This is a genomic window from Kluyvera intermedia (assembly GCF_021440345.1).
Classification (GTDB): Bacteria; Pseudomonadota; Gammaproteobacteria; order Enterobacterales; family Enterobacteriaceae; genus Kluyvera; species Kluyvera intermedia_A.
Genome location: NZ_JAKCNS010000134.1, coordinates 1 through 15,253 on the forward strand (window position 1 = coordinate 1; position 15,253 = coordinate 15,253).

Sequence of the window (15,253 nt, forward strand, 5' to 3'; positions counted from 1 at the left end):
CAGGCATCCAGTTCAGCTTAATGTTCAGCATTTCAGCCAGGATATTGGCACGCTGCGCCTCTTCCGGCGCACAGAAGCTAACCGCCAGCCCGCTGTTGCCCGCGCGTGCGGTACGGCCGATACGGTGAACGTGTACTTCTGGATCCCACGCCAGCTCGTAGTTCACGACCATCGACAGCGATTTAATATCCAGACCGCGCGCGGCCACATCGGTAGCAACCAGGATACGGGCGCTGCCGTTGGCAAAGCGGACCAGCGTCTGGTCACGGTCGCGCTGCTCGAGATCGCCGTGCAGCGCAATAGTGCTCTGCCCCGCGGCGTTCAGCTCTTCGTAGACGTCCTGACAATCTTTTTTGGTATTGCAGAACACCACGCAGGATGCGGGCTGATGCTGACTCAGCAGCTGCTGCAACAACGCAATCTTGCCATGACGAGGGACGTCGAAAAACTGCTGCTCAACCGCGGGCAGCTCATCAACAGAATCAATCTCAATGGCTTCCGGGTCGCGCTGGACGCGCCCGCTGATAGCCGCGATCGCCGCAGGCCAGGTCGCGGAGAACAGCAGAGTCTGACGTGAAGCAGGCGCAAAACGGATAACCTCGTCAATAGCGTCGCTAAAGCCCATATCCAGCATACGGTCCGCTTCATCCATCACCAGCGTTTGCAGCGCGTCCAGGGAGACGGTGCCTTTCTGCAGGTGGTCAAGCAGACGGCCTGGTGTCGCCACAATAATGTGCGGGGCGTGCTGTAAAGAGTCACGCTGCGCGCCGAACGGCTGGCCGCCGCAGAGCGTCAGTACTTTGATATTAGGCAGAAAACGCGCCAGGCGACGGATTTCACCGGCAACCTGGTCGGCCAACTCACGCGTCGGACACAGTACCAGCGATTGGGTCTGGAACAGGCTGGCATCGACATGTTGCAGCAGGCCAAGACCGAACGCTGCCGTTTTACCGCTGCCGGTTTTCGCCTGAACGCGCACGTCCTTACCTGCAAGGATCGCTGGCAGCGATGCCGCCTGAACCGGGGTCATGGAGAGGTAGCCCAGGTCGTTCAGGTTGTCGATCTGGGAGGCTGGTAGTGCATTCAGGGTGGCAAAAGCGGTCACAATATTTTCTCGCGAATTAGGGGCTGTCGTTCAGCAGGCGCGTATCCTCGCAGATCTCGCGGGCCGATGCGACATAATAATCGAAGGGTTTGGTCGGGGGATAGCGGAAAACGGGCAAAAAAAAGCCGACTCTATAAAGCCGGCGTCGTACGAATCAATTGTGCTATGCAGTAATTCAAAAAAAGGAAGTAAGACAATATGGAGCGCAACGCCCATCGCTTGACGTTGCATTCACCTGCAGGAACGATATTGCCTCGATTGGGGTGCTGGTTTATTGACCTCGCTCAATTTAATTCGCGTTATCGCCATCAAAGAGCAATAAAAAGGTGATTTTTTACAACCATTTACTGCGATGTAACCACCACGTAACACCACCAATGAGTAACACTAGCATAATACAGAAGAGGGAGAAGCCCACACGCGAGCCGCCGCCAGGAATGCCGCCAAGGTTGACGCCAAACAGACCCGTCAGGAAAGTGCTCGGCAAAAATACCATCGCCATCAACGACATGTTGTAAGTCCGCCGGGACAGCGACTCCTGCATCATCTGGGCGATTTCATCGGTCATTACCGCGGTACGCGCAATACAGCCGTCAATCTCATCAAGCCCGCGGCCAAGGCGGTCGGCAATATCCTGCATTCGCCGACGCTGGTCGTCGGTCATCCACGATAGGCGTTCGCTGGCCAGTCGGGCATAAACGTCGCGCTGCGGTGCCATATAGCGACGCATCACGATCAGCTGTTTACGCAGCAACGCCAGGAAGCCACGCGGCGGCACTTCCTGCTCCATCAGGTTATCTTCCAGATCGATGATCTTATCGTGCAGCTGTTCGATGAATTCGCTCGCGTGATCGGTCAACGCATCGCAGACGTCCACCAGCCAGGAGCCGCAGTCCGTTGGGCCGCTGCCCTCTTGCAGATCGCTGACCACATCATCCAGCGCCAGCACTTTACGCTGGCGGGTAGAAATGATGACCCGTTCATCAATGTACAGACGCATCGCCACCAATTGGTCCGGGCGCTCATCGGTGCTGCCGTTAATGCAGCGCAGAGTAATTAACGTCCCTTCCCCTAACCGGCTCACTCTTGGGCGTACGCTTTCGCCCGCCAGCGCATCTCGCACCGTGGCAGGTAGCAGTGGCGTGTTCGCCAGCCACTGAGCGCTATCGTGATGGGTATAGTTCAGGTGCAGCCAGCATGGATTATCTTTGCTGACGTTCTCCGCGTCGGTTAACGGCTTCACGCCGCCCTGCCCATCCAGCAGCCAGGCAAATACGGCATCAGGCACGTTTAGATCAGATCCCTTTATGGCTTCCACATCGCCTCCGGTCGCAACTGTTTGTCCTGATAGTCTAGCCATCTGCTTTTGTTAAGCAATAAGAGGACGCGCCATCGCGCTGAAATTATTCGTAAAAGCCCCTATTAACCTTACGGCAAACATAAAAAACCACCTGCATAGCAGGTGGTTTTTTATGTTGTTTATTATAACTTCAACGCAGATTGACAACAAAAACCAGATGGGAAAAGGGCCGGGCCTGGAAAACCACAGGATACCGAGGTACTAAACAGCGGCAGCGCAAGAACATCTTGCCGCTCGGAGAATGTGAAAAACTGCATTGGGTGATGGCTTCAAGCGCTCAGGCGATGAAATGTCGACCGTTGAAGTGGCTAAAGGGCAATCAAGAAATCAAACTGCAGATACGAAATGACAAAGGCATCGGCGCAGAATTAATCAAATAAACACAGATAAATCTGATAACGCATCAAGCCTGGGCAAAAAACGGCAATATTACCGTTAAGTTAAAGCCACCTTCCGGTGGCTTTTTGTCGTTATCATGCCTCTTTTTTTGCAGCCACTTAGTCATTTATCCCTTCTCCAATACGCGTGCTACGTTGAAATAATCTGTTAACTTAATTGCTTGTTATCAATCATGTTATCTGTAGACTGTCTATTCAGTTCGCCCGCGAAATGGATATTTATGTCATCTCATTGCAGCCATCTTTAAATCGTTGGCCGCCTGGCATTGATTATAAAAAATAAAAGATCATGTGGTTTAATGTTACAAATGAAAAAAAATTCAACAGAAAAGAAAAATACAGACTCATTTATTACGTCTCGTTACATAATACTCTGTCTGGGTATTCTTTTTTGCCTTGCTGTTTTGCTGGTGCGAGTGGCGGATCTGCAATTTTTAAATCATCCAATGCTTGCTCGCGAAGCGGATCAGCGTTCATTACGTACCATTGAACTGCCGACAAACCGGGGAACGCTGGTCGATCGCAACGGTGAAGCGCTGGCGATGAGCGTCCCTTCACGCGATGTGATAGCTGACCCGATAAAAATCGTTGAGGCGAGCCCTAACTTCCGCGATCCTAAATGGCAATATCTGGCCTCCGCGCTCAATACCACACCCGATCAAATTGCGAACAAGATCTATCAGAACGCGCACCGCCATTTTCTTTTCCTCGATAGAAAAGTTGAGCTGGGTATCGCCAAGGATGTGGAAAATCTGCATATAAAAGGCATCAGCGAAGTCTACGACGACAGTCGCTTCTATCCGATGGGCGAAGCCGCCGCGCCATTAATTGGTATCGTCGGTGCCGATAACACCGGGTTAAACGGTGTCGAAAAGGGCTATGACAATATTCTGCAGGGTCAGCCGGGAAAAGAGATCTACCGTAAAGACGCCTCCGGCGACATTATCAACGTACTTGATTACGATGCGCCTAAACAGCCCCCAACCGTACAACTAAGCATTGATAAATTTGACCAGTACACCATGTACAGCAAACTGCGTGAAGGCGTGTTGTTAAACAAGGCCGATTCCGGCGCGGCGGTACTGGTAAAAATTGATACCGGCGAAATCCTCGCGATGGCCTCCTACCCCTCGTACAACCCCAACAATTTTGACAACGCCACCCAAACACAGATGCGCGATGTGGCCATTAACGACAGCTTTGAGCCCGGCTCAACGGTGAAGCCGCTGGTGATTATTGAAGGGTTGGAAAAACAGATTATTCAGCCCGATACCCTGCTGAACACTACGCCGTATAGCGTTAACGGACACCTGATCCGCGACGTCGGCCACTGGCCGCAGCTAACGCCGACCGGTATTTTGCAAAAATCGAGCGATATCGGGGTCTCCCATATCGCGCTCGCCATGCCGGCGCAGGCGCTGGTCGATACCTATCAGGCATTCGGCCTTGGTAAACCGACCGGACTCGGGCTAAGCGGCGAAAGCGTGGGTTATTTCCCGCTGCATCGCCAGCAGTGGGCCGATATTGAACGTGCGACCTTCTCATTCGGCTACGGGCTACGCGTAACGCCGCTGCAAATTGCTCGCGAATACGCCACCATGGGTTCGTACGGCATTTACCGTCCGCTGTCGATAACCAAAGTCACTCCACCGGTGATGGGCCAGCAAATTGCCGATCCCAATATTGTTAAAACGGTAGTGCGGATGATGGAGAGCGACGTTTTACCCGGCGGCAGCGGCGTAAGAGCGGCGGTGCCGGGATATCGCCTGGCGACCAAAACCGGTACCGCAGAGAAACTTGGTGACAGCGGAAAATATGACGGCGGCTACGTAAACTATACCGCAGGCGTTGCCCCGGTCAGCCATCCTGAAGTGGCGTTGGTGGTGGTGGTCAACAATCCGACGGCGGGCACCCACTTTGGTGGATCGGTGGCGGCCCCTATATTTGGCAATATCATGGGGCCGGTACTGAAAAACATGAATATTGCGCCGGATGCGCTGCACTAAAGCAACCCGGCGCGGGGGGGGGGGGNNCCGGGCGCGCGGCCGGGCTAAAATAATTCCCCCGGCCGCAGAACCGCTAGACGACGGCAGTGGTCAGCCGCGACGAGCAGCATAACCGGCCCTGTTCATCAAAGATCTCTATTTGCCAAACCTGATGACGTCGCCCGGCATGTAGCGCTTTGCACACGCCACGCACCCGGCCGCTGCGCGCGGAACGAATATGGTTGGCGTTAACCTCAAGGCCAACCACCCGATCGTCACCTTCGGTGCATAAATAGCCCGCGACCGATCCAATCGTCTCAGCCAGCACTACCGATGCCCCACCGTGCAGCAGGCCAAACGGCTGGTGCGTGCGGTGATCGACGGGCATGGTCGCCTCCAGCGAATCATCGCCGATGCGGTCAAACTGGATATCCAGCAGCCCCACCATGTTCCCTTCGCCCATCGCATTAAGCGCTTCCAGCGTCGTTTGTCGTTTCCAGATCATCCGATAATCTCCAGTAAAGCCTGCAATGGATGGCGTACCCCGTTACCTTCGACGCGTTTTACCTGACTACGGCAGGAATAACCCGTTGCCAGACAGCGGTTACGCGGCAGTCGCTGCATCGCCTGATGCCAGGACAGTTCATAGATACCCAGCGAGTTAGCGTGGTTTTTCACCTCATGGCCGTAAGTCCCGGCCATTCCACAGCAGCCGACGCTGACGTTTTGCAGCGTGGCGCCAAAGCGGGAAAAAATCGTCGCCCACTGTTTTGGTGCGGTCGGCAGCGCCGTGACTTCCGTACAATGGCCGAACAGATACCATGGCTCTCCGGCAGGAAGAATATTCTCGTTGTGGTCTAAAACCTGCGGCAACCATTCATGCACTAGCATGACGTTGAAATCACCGCGTTTATCCCCCAACACCTGCTTGTACTCATCGCGATAACACAGCACCAGCGCAGGATCGACGCCGACCATCGGCATGCCCAGGGCCGCCACCCGATTGAGGTAATCAGACGTTTTCTGTGCCGTTTTGGTAAAGCGCGTCACGAAGCCCTTGATGTGCTGCGCTTTGCCATTCGGTGAGAACGGCAGCAGCACCGGCTGATAACCTAACTTGTCGATAAGCCGGATAAAGTCGGCCACCACCTGCGCATCGTAATAGCTGGTAAACGGATCCTGTACCACCAGCACGGTTTGTGCTTTTTGCTCCGGCGCGAGCGCTTCCAGTTGTTCAAGAGTCAGATTCGCCGAGCGGTGCGTGACCACCTGTTTTTGCAGCGACGGAACCGACAGCATCGGCAGATCAACCATCCCGATGTGCTTTTCCGAGAGCTTGCGTACCAGCGGCTGGTTCATAAAGAAGTTGAAGGTCTTCGGTGCACGCGCCATCAGCGGTGCGTAGCTTTCAACGGTTGCCACCAGATGATCGCGTACCGGACGCAGGTAACGCGTGTGGTATAGCTGCAGGAAGCGGGAACGAAACTCTGGCACATCAATTTTAATCGGGCATTGAGTGGAACAGGCTTTACAGGCCAGGCAGCCCGACATCGCCTCTTTCACTTCATGCGAAAAATCGTATTCGCCTTTACGGGCATGCCAGCTGTTGCGCGTGCGCTCGACCAATGAACGCAGGCTAGCGCGTTGCTCCGGCAGCTCTTTCTCCAGCGTCGTCGGGTCAACGCCGCGATCGGCCAGCAGACGCAGCCATTCGCGTACCAGCGTTGCACGGCCTTTCGGCGAGTGCATCCGGTTATTGGTGATTTTCATCGATGGACACATCGGACTTTTGGCATCAAAGTTGAAGCACAATCCGTTGCCGTTACACTCCATCGCCCCACGCCATGACGAACGCACCGTCACCGGAATTTGTCGGTCATAGGTGCCGCGCTTCACCGCGTCCACCTTCATCATCGGCGCGTCTACGCCCTCCGGCGGACAAATCTTACCCGGGTTCAAACGGTTATCCGGGTCGAATGCGGCTTTCACTTTTCGCAGCTCCGCGTAAAGCTGCTCGCCAAAGAATGCGGGACTGTATTCGGCGCGGAAACCTTTGCCGTGTTCACCCCACAACAGGCCGCCGTATTTGGCGGTCAGAGCCACCACGTCATCGGAGATCCGTTTCATTAAGATCTCCTGCTGTGGATCGCACATATCCAGCGCCGGACGAACGTGCAACACGCCCGCATCCACGTGGCCAAACATGCCGTAGCTCAAACCATGGCTATCGAGCAGTGCGCGAAACTCAACGATATAGTCCGCCAGATGCTCCGGCGGCACGCAGGTATCCTCGGCAAACGGAATCGGCTTCGCCGCCCCTTTGGCATTCCCCAACAGGCCGACCGCTTTCTTACGCATCGCGTAAATTCGTTCGATACCGTCGAGTTCATTGCAGCGCTGCCAACCAATCACGCCACCTTCGTGTTGTGCCATCAACTCATCAAGGCGCTGGCATAGCGCTGCCACCTGACTCTCAATCAGCCCGTCGTCGTCACCGGCAAACTCAACGATGTTCAAACCCAACATCTCTTTATCCGGGACGTCGGTAATCAGTTCGTTGACCGAGTGCCAAACAATATCTTCTCGCGCCAGGTTCAGAACTTTTGAATCAACGGTCTCAACCGATAATGCACGCGCTTCGACCATAAACGGCGCGTTACGCAGCGCGGAGTCAAAAGAGTCGTACTTGATGTTCACCAGACGGCGCACTTTCGGCAGCGGAGTGATATCAAGGCGTGCTTCGGTAACGAACGCCAGCGTACCTTCAGAACCGGTCAGCACGCGGGTGAGATCGAACTCGGTCATCGCATCGTTAAAGACGTGGCGCAAATCGTAGCCGGTCAGGAAGCGGTTCAGTTTGGGGAATTTATCGATAATCAACTGGCGGTTGTCGCGACAGCGCTCGAAGACGGTACGGTAGATTCGCCCTGACGCCGACTGCTCTTTCGCCAGCGTTTCGGCTAGCGCAACGGGAACCGGCTGAGTATCAAGAATATCGCCGCCCAGCAGCACGGCACGAACGCCAAGTACGTGATCGGACGTTTTGCCGTAAACCAACGACCCCTGTCCGGATGCATCGGTGTTGATCATTCCCCCCAGCGTCGCCCGGTTGCTGGTCGACAGCTCAGGCGCAAAAAAATAGCCGTAGGGTTTCAAATATTGATTGAGTTGATCTTTGATGACCCCGGCTTCAACACGCACCCAACCCTCTTCAGGATTGATTTCAATAATGCGGTTCATATAGCGGGACATATCAATGATGATGCCCTGATTCAGCGCCTGGCCGTTGGTGCCAGTGCCGCCACCGCGCGGGGTGAAGACCAGGGATTGATAGCGCTCTTCCCCCGCAATACGGGCCAACAGCGCGACATCGGCCGTAGAGCGAGGGAACACTACCGCGTCGGGGAGAAGCTGGTAGATGCTGTTATCGGTCGCCATCGTCAGTCTGTCGGCGTAGCGAGTGGCCGTATCGCCGGTAAAACCTTGTTGCTCCAGTGCTTGCAAATAATTCAGCACCAGCGGTACTTCGCCAGGCGCCTGGGAAATCTGTGGGATCATTACGATTGACCCTTTCTGAATGTTGTGTTGTACGCACAAAATTTCGCCTACTTTGATCAATACAATAGACGGCAGAAATTATGTGTATAAATGATTAATCGTTTGCGTTGTGCCGTTATCGTTTTATCACATTTTTTTCTTATGCGCCCGGTAGATTTTGCCGCAGAATCAGCGCCGGGAATTTATTGATATTAATATCAATGAAAGGATTTATGTCACGTCAGCGGTCTGGCGAGTAACTGAAGGTAACGCTTATTTATGAACACGGTTCTTAAACCACGGGATATTCCGCAAATACTGCTATCGGTGCTGTTTATTGCACTGATGATCATCGCTTGTTTATGGATTGTTCAGCCATTTATTCTGGGCTTCGCCTGGGCATCAACTATCGTGATTGCCACCTGGCCCGTTCTGATTTGGTTCCAGCGCCTGCTTTTTGGTCGACGCTCTCTGGCCGTCCTCGTGATGACGTTACTGCTTTTTTTATTGTTCGTCATTCCCATCGCCCTGCTGGTCAACAGCCTGGTTGACGGTAGCACGCCGCTGATTCATGCCATTACCAGTGGCACTCTGACGCTGCCGGATTTTGCGGGGTTAAATAGCATTCCATTCGTTGGCGCCAAACTGTACGGTGCCTGGCACAGCCTGCTTGATATGGGCGGCAGCGCGCTGATGGCGAAGATTCGTCCTTATCTTGGCACCACCACCACCTGGTTCGTCGGCCAGGCCGCACATGTTGGTCGCTTCCTGCTCCACAGCGGCCTGATGCTGCTGTTCAGCGCACTGCTGTACTGGCAGGGTGAGAAGGTCGCCTTTGGTATGCGTTACTTCGCCACGCGTCTCGCGGCGAAACGCGGCGACGCGGCGGTTCTGCTGGCGGGCCAGGCTATCCGCGCGGTCGCGCTGGGCGTAGTGGTGACAGCGCTGGTACAGGCCGTGCTGGGCGGTATTGGTCTGGCTATCTCCGGCGTGCCTTACGCAACGCTGTTAACCGTGGTGATGATCTTCTCCTGCCTCGTGCAACTTGGGCCGTTAATCGTGCTGGTGCCCTGCATTATCTGGCTCTACTGGACCGGCGATACCACCTGGGGCACCGTGCTGCTGGTGTGGAGCTGCGTGGTGGGCACGATGGATAACGTCATTCGGCCGATGCTGATCCGCATGGGTGCCGACTTGCCAATGATTCTGATCCTCTCCGGCGTTATCGGCGGGCTGGTCGCATTCGGGATGATTGGTCTGTTTATCGGCCCAGTACTGCTGGCCGTCTCCTGGCGTCTGTTTGATGCCTGGTTACATGAAGTACCGCCACCCTCTTCAGACCCGGAACAGGTTCTGGAAGAGCTGGCCGAGCTTGAGCAGAATAACTATCCAAAACAGTAAGATAACAAAAGGCGGGGCTCCCCGCCTTTCACTTAAGTGAAATTGACCAATTCCTCACCAAATCCCCGCAAAAACACGCATTATCTGCGACATGCCTCGGAAAATATTCACATTTATTTAACTATTGGGAGAAATCCGATCGACGCAAAAAATGCGTATGCCTACTATAACCCCAAGGCAATAAATCAACCCTTTGATTTATATATCCCCTGAGTGAAACAATGAATTGCTGTGTGTAGTCTTTGCCCATCTCCCACGATGGGCCTTTTTTTATCTGGCACACGGCAATTCCCCGGCACCTCGGTACCGGGAAGGATAACCTCGCTATCAGCCGATTTCGCTACGACTCATCATCCGCCAGTCAGACGGCAACACCCGCGTTTTACCGTTAACCTGCACCGTCACACGGCGCTGAATATCTGCCGATGAACTCCCAACCTGCAGTTCAAACTCGCCCGGCTCAACGATACGCTGACCCTCATAGCTAGTGAAATTCAGCATATCCACCGGCAGCGTAAAGGTGAGCATCACCTGCTCGCCAGGTGACAACGTCACGCGCTCAAAAGCTTTTAACTCCTGAAGCGGACGCACCATAGAGGCGACCTTATCGCGCACATACACCTGCACCACTTCGCTACCGCTACGCTCGCCGATATTTTTCACCGAAAGACTCAAGGTGATTTCACCCTCGATATCCACCTGGCTTTGCGCCAGCGTCGGTTCGCCATAGCTAAACTGGCCCCAGCCTTTACCGTAACCAAAGGGATACAGCGCACCGAAATGGAAAGCAAACGGCGTGCCGCCGCTTTTTAGCTTGTGGTTATAGTAGAACGGCATCGCTCCGGCGCTTTTCGGCACGCTCACCACCAGACGGCCCTGCGGCTCGGCACGGCCGGTCAGCACGTCGGCAATCGCCCAACCGCCTTCCTGTCCCGGAGCCCAAGCCAGCATCAGCGCCGCAACCCTGGTTTCCAGCCCCTGCAGGTTATACGGACGACCGCCGGTCATCACCACCACCACCGGCTTACCGGTATCTACCAGCGCCTGCAACAGCTGTTGCTGAACGCCCGGCAGATTCAGGCTATCGGTATCGGAACCTTCACCCACCGTACCGCTCTGGAATAACCCCGCTAAATCACCCACGCAGGCGATAACCACATCGCTCTCCTGCGCAGCACGCACCGCGTCAGGAATCAGGCTGAGATCCTGAGATACCGGCGAAGACTGCATCGGTTTACCCGAGCTATCACCAGGGAAGACCGGCGCACCCGCCATACGTTGTTCAATAATATGGCAGCCTTTAGCGTAGCGAATCTGGTTTTCCCCCAGATAGTGGCGCAGCGCCACCAGCGGCGTTGTCACCTGCGAGGTTTTCTCTAGCATATCGCTGATTATCAGGTGTACCGGGAAGCTATAGCCGCTTAACAGCGCCAGTGGGTCATCCGCCGTCGGGCCCACCACCGCAACGCGCGGTTTGCCGGTCAGCGGCAGCGCATTATGGTTTTCCAGCAGCGTGATAGAACGGGTGGCGACTTCTCTAGCCACCTGACGCGTGGTATCGGACTGCAATGAGATAGCATTCTCATCGGTATACGGGTGTTCAAACAGGCCGAGGCGGAATTTCTCGGTGAGCGTGCGGGCCACAATCTCATCAATTTTTGCCGGTGTTATCAGCCCGCGTTCAACCGCCTCCGCCAGATGGCGGGCACAATCGTCTTTCGGCAGTTCGACATCCAGACCGGCATTAAAAGCCAGCGCAGCAGACTCTGCCGCATCCTGCGCTACCCCGTGGTGCTGATGCAGTAAACTCACGCCGCCGTAGTCAGCAACCACGATCCCATCGAAGCCCCAGCGTTCACGCAGCACCGTGGTTAACAGGAAACTATCGCTGTGTCCCGGCTGATTATCGATATCGTGATAGGCTGGCATCACTGAACCGGCATTGGCCAGCTTCACCGCCATTTCAAACGGCAACAGGAAAGTATCGTTCAGTTCGCGAAAACCTAAGTGCACCGGCGCATGGTTGCGCGCCCCTTCGCTAAACGAGTGACCAACGTAGTGCTTAAGCGTTGCCAGTACGTCACGTTTTTCGCCTTGTAACCCTTCAACATAGGCGCAGGCCATCACGCCCACCAGCCATGGGTCTTCGCCGAAGGTCTCTTCGGTACGCCCCCAGCGCACGTCGCGAGAGATATCCAGCACCGGTGCTAACCCCTGCTTGCAGCCGGTTGAACGCGCCTCTTCGCCAATCTGCTGTGCCGCACGTTTCACCAGCTCGGGGTCCCAGGTCGAACCGTAGTTCAGCGATGACGGGAACAACGTCGCGTCTTTGCACAGTAGACCGACCAGGCACTCTTCGTGGAACAGCGCCGGGATCCCCAGCCGCGTCTCCTCCATCATCATTTTTTGCAGGCGGTTAGCCGCGCGGACGCCGGTTTTCGCATCAACGATATGGGTGCCCAGCGGACGGGTAATTTGCCCTACGCCAAGTTTCAGGCGCTCGCTCAGCAACGTTTGTTCACTGACGCCGGCAAACTCATCGCTCATGTCGGTTCTTTCACGATGCTGACCATCTGCCGACAGCACCAGCCACCAGGCGTGCATCTGGGCATATTTTTCCTCGGGCGTCATACGCGCCAGTAAATCGTCGACGCGTTCCTCAATCGGGCGTTGGGGATCTTTATAAATCGGGGTCATAGCCGTTCTCCTGAGTTGCGGGTCAATACCCGAAATCATTCAGCGCGATGACGGGTAAGCGCACGGTATTAACAACTGTGAATCAGTATTCAGAAGTGGCAGACGGGGAACAATTGCCGAAATTGCCTGTAGGTTTATGATTTTTGGTTTTTTTCGCGGAGTGTGATCGACAGCAACTCCCGGTGGATAAAAAAATCCCGGACACATGGCCCGGGATTTTCAGCAGGATAACGCGTTATTTTTTCAGTTCAGCCAGGCCCAGCCAGGTCTGTACCACGGTGTCCGGGTTCAGCGACAGACTGTCGATCCCTTCTTCCATCAGCCATGCGGCGAAATCTTCATGATCCGACGGACCCTGTCCACAAATACCAACGTATTTACCTTGTTTCTTCGCCGCGCGAATCGCCATCGACAGCAGCGCTTTCACTGCGTCATTACGCTCATCGAACAGCGCGGAAACTACGCCGGAGTCACGGTCAAGACCCAGCGCCAGCTGCGTCATGTCGTTCGAACCGATAGAGAAGCCATCAAAGTGTTCGAGGAACTGGTCTGCTAACAGGGCGTTGGACGGAATTTCGCACATCATGATGATTTTCAGGCCATTCTCACCACGTTTGAGTCCCTGACGCGCCAGTTCGTCCACCACCGCTTTCGCCTGATCGACGGTACGCACGAACGGCACCATGATCTCAACGTTGGTCAGCCCCATCTCGTTACGGACGCGTTTCACCGCATCACACTCCAGCGCAAAGCAGTCGCGGAAGCTGTCGGAAACGTAGCGACCGGCACCACGGAAACCGAGCATTGGGTTCTCTTCTTCCGGTTCGTAGCGCTCGCCACCCACAAGGTTAGCGTATTCGTTCGATTTGAAGTCAGACAGACGCACAATGACGCGTTTCGGATAAAACGCCGCGCCCAGCGTCGCGATCCCTTCAGTGAGACGACCCACGTAAAACTCTTTCGGCGAGTCAAAGCCTTTCATCATCTCGCGGATTTCGTTTTGCAGCTTCGGCTCCTGGTCATCAAACTCCAGCAACGCCCGCGGGTGCACGCCAATCATACGGTTGATGATGAATTCCAAACGCGCCAGACCCACGCCTTCGTTCGGCAGGCAGGCAAAGTCAAACGCACGGTCCGGGTTGCCGACGTTCATCATGATTTTCAGCGGCAGATCCGGCATGGTATCAACGCTGGAGCTGTTCACGCTAAAGTCCAGCAGGTCAGCGTAAACGTAGCCGGTGTCGCCTTCGGCGCAGGACACGGTGACTTTCTCGTCATCTTTCATGCGTTCGGTTGCGTCGCCGCAGCCCACTACCGCAGGGATCCCCAGCTCACGAGCGATAATCGCCGCGTGACAGGTACGGCCGCCACGGTTGGTCACAATCGCCGCGGCTTTTTTCATGATCGGTTCCCAATCCGGGTCGGTCATGTCAGTGACCAGCACATCACCCGGTTGGATACGGTTCATTTCGCTGATATCGTGAATCACCTTCACGCTACCCGCGCCGATGCGATGGCCGATGGCACGGCCTTCAGCAACAATACGCCCCTGGGAATGCAGCGTATAACGCTCCATCACCTGTCCACGCGAACGCACGGTTTCCGGACGCGCCTGAACGATAAACAATTTACCGGTGTGGCCGTCTTTCGCCCACTCGATGTCCATCGGACGACCGTAGTGTTTTTCAATCTGGACGGCCTGCTTTGCCAGTTCCTGCACTTCATCGTTGGTCAACGAGAAGATATCGCACTGTTCCCGCGGCACGTCTTCAATACGCACCTGCTTGCCATGTTCCTGCGTCGGCGCGTAAACCATGCGGATCTTTTTCGACCCCATAGTACGGCGCACGATTGCTGGGCGATTAGCCGCCAGCGTCGGTTTATGGACATAGAACTCATCCGGGTTCACCGCGCCCTGCACGACCATTTCCCCCAAGCCCCACGCGGAGGTGATAAATACCACCTGATCGAAGCCAGATTCGGTGTCGATGGAGAACATCACGCCGGAGGATGCCAGGTCGGAGCGTACCATCAGCTGGACGCCCGCCGAGAGCGCAACGCCGCGGTGGTCATAGCCCTGGTGAACGCGATAGGAAATCGCCCGGTCGTTAAACAGTGAAGCAAACACGTGCTTCACCGCCACCAGCACCGCATCGAAACCGTGGACGTTAAGGAAGGTTTCCTGCTGACCGGCAAAGGACGCATCCGGCATGTCTTCCGCTGTGGCGGAGGAGCGCACGGCAAAAGAGGCGTTGGCGTTATCCGCCGCCAATTGGTTATATGCGTCGTGAATAGCCTGTTCCAGTTCGCTCTGGAAAGGAGTGTCGATGATCCACTGGCGGATCTGCGCGCCAGCTTTCGCCAGGGCGGTAACGTCGTCAATATCGGTGTCATCCAACAGTTGATAGATCTGCTGGTTCACGCCGCTCTGGTCGAGGAACTGATTAAACGCATCGGCAGTGGTGGCAAATCCGTTGGGTACAGAAACTCCCATCCCGGACAGATTCGTAATCATTTCACCCAAGGAGGCATTTTTGCCTCCAACTCTGTCTACATCATTCATGCCGAGTTGGTTGTACCAAAGCACCAGCGGTGACGAGCCATTGTTGGACATCGAGACAATCCTTTTTAGATTAAAGAAGCAGTGATAAGTAACGACTGACTACTCAAAATATCCTCGCATATTTAAACTGCTGAAAAAAACGGTGAATCGTGTAAGCAAATTATTTTTTTACTTTTTAGGATTGATTCCCGTTAATTCATAACCTAC

The 15,253-nt window shown here is 54.9% G+C and carries 8 protein-coding genes and 1 other RNA gene; 3 read left to right on the plus strand and 6 right to left on the minus strand.

Annotated elements, in window-relative coordinates:
• Positions 1–1,105, minus strand: a 1,105-nt coding sequence (dbpA, locus tag LZ634_RS22105; RefSeq protein ID WP_234508882.1) for an ATP-dependent RNA helicase DbpA, incomplete at its 3' end; no start/stop codon positions are given.
• Positions 1,106–1,439: 334 nt separating this feature from the next.
• Positions 1,440–2,423, minus strand: a complete 984-nt coding sequence (gene zntB, locus LZ634_RS22110; RefSeq protein WP_234508883.1) for a zinc transporter ZntB — start codon at positions 2,421–2,423, stop codon at positions 1,440–1,442.
• A 748-nt stretch (positions 2,424–3,171) separates the two neighbouring features.
• On the opposite strand from zntB, the gene LZ634_RS22115 reads away from it, so the two are divergent.
• The gene (locus LZ634_RS22115) at positions 3,172–4,869 is read left to right on the plus strand and encodes a penicillin-binding transpeptidase domain-containing protein (RefSeq protein ID WP_414467756.1); all 1,698 of its coding nucleotides are present in this window, start codon (positions 3,172–3,174) and stop codon (positions 4,867–4,869) included.
• A gap of 73 nt (positions 4,870–4,942) precedes the next feature.
• Here LZ634_RS22115 and menI read toward each other — a convergent pair whose 3' ends face one another.
• Positions 4,943–5,353 (minus strand): 1,4-dihydroxy-2-naphthoyl-CoA hydrolase, encoded by a 411-nt coding sequence (gene menI / locus LZ634_RS22120; protein ID WP_234508885.1) that lies wholly within the window; start codon positions 5,351–5,353, stop codon positions 4,943–4,945.
• Positions 5,350–8,406 carry an FAD-binding and (Fe-S)-binding domain-containing protein gene (locus LZ634_RS22125; RefSeq protein ID WP_234508886.1) on the minus strand — a complete coding sequence of 1,019 codons (3,057 nt, stop codon included), beginning with the start codon at positions 8,404–8,406 and terminating at the stop codon, positions 5,350–5,352. The genes menI and LZ634_RS22125 overlap by 4 nt, the downstream gene beginning before the upstream one ends.
• Positions 8,407–8,664: 258 nt before the next feature.
• On the opposite strand from LZ634_RS22125, the gene ydiK reads away from it, so the two are divergent.
• Both ydiK and rprA read left to right on the plus strand, forming a co-directional pair.
• Positions 8,665–9,786 (plus strand): AI-2E family transporter YdiK, encoded by a 1,122-nt coding sequence (gene ydiK / locus LZ634_RS22130; RefSeq protein WP_234508887.1) that lies wholly within the window; start codon positions 8,665–8,667, stop codon positions 9,784–9,786.
• Between the two features lie 174 nt (positions 9,787–9,960).
• Positions 9,961–10,060, plus strand: an RNA gene (rprA, locus tag LZ634_RS22135) — antisense sRNA RprA.
• A 53-nt stretch (positions 10,061–10,113) separates the two neighbouring features.
• Here the strand turns inward: rprA and LZ634_RS22140 are convergent.
• Both LZ634_RS22140 and ppsA read right to left on the minus strand, forming a co-directional pair.
• Positions 10,114–12,483: a glycoside hydrolase family 3 N-terminal domain-containing protein gene (locus tag LZ634_RS22140; protein WP_234508888.1), complete on the minus strand. Its 2,370-nt coding sequence runs from the start codon at positions 12,481–12,483 to the stop codon at positions 10,114–10,116.
• Between the two features lie 235 nt (positions 12,484–12,718).
• On the minus strand, positions 12,719–15,097 hold the full coding sequence (gene ppsA / locus LZ634_RS22145; RefSeq protein ID WP_234508889.1) for a phosphoenolpyruvate synthase: 2,379 nt from the start codon (positions 15,095–15,097) through the stop codon (positions 12,719–12,721).
• Positions 15,098–15,253: the final 156 nt, after the last annotated feature.

Coding starts and splice junctions, on each gene's coding strand:
- LZ634_RS22125 (WP_234508886.1), bottom strand. CDS start 8,406: ATGATCCCACAGATTTCCCAGGCGCCTGGCGAAGTACCGCTGGTGCTG.
- ppsA (WP_234508889.1), bottom strand. CDS start 15,097: ATGTCCAACAATGGCTCGTCACCGCTGGTGCTTTGGTACAACCAACTC.
- LZ634_RS22140 (WP_234508888.1), bottom strand. CDS start 12,483: ATGACCCCGATTTATAAAGATCCCCAACGCCCGATTGAGGAACGCGTC.
- menI (WP_234508885.1), bottom strand. CDS start 5,353: ATGATCTGGAAACGACAAACGACGCTGGAAGCGCTTAATGCGATGGGC.
- ydiK (WP_234508887.1), top strand. CDS start 8,665: ATGAACACGGTTCTTAAACCACGGGATATTCCGCAAATACTGCTATCG.
- LZ634_RS22115 (WP_414467756.1), top strand. CDS start 3,172: ATGAAAAAAAATTCAACAGAAAAGAAAAATACAGACTCATTTATTACG.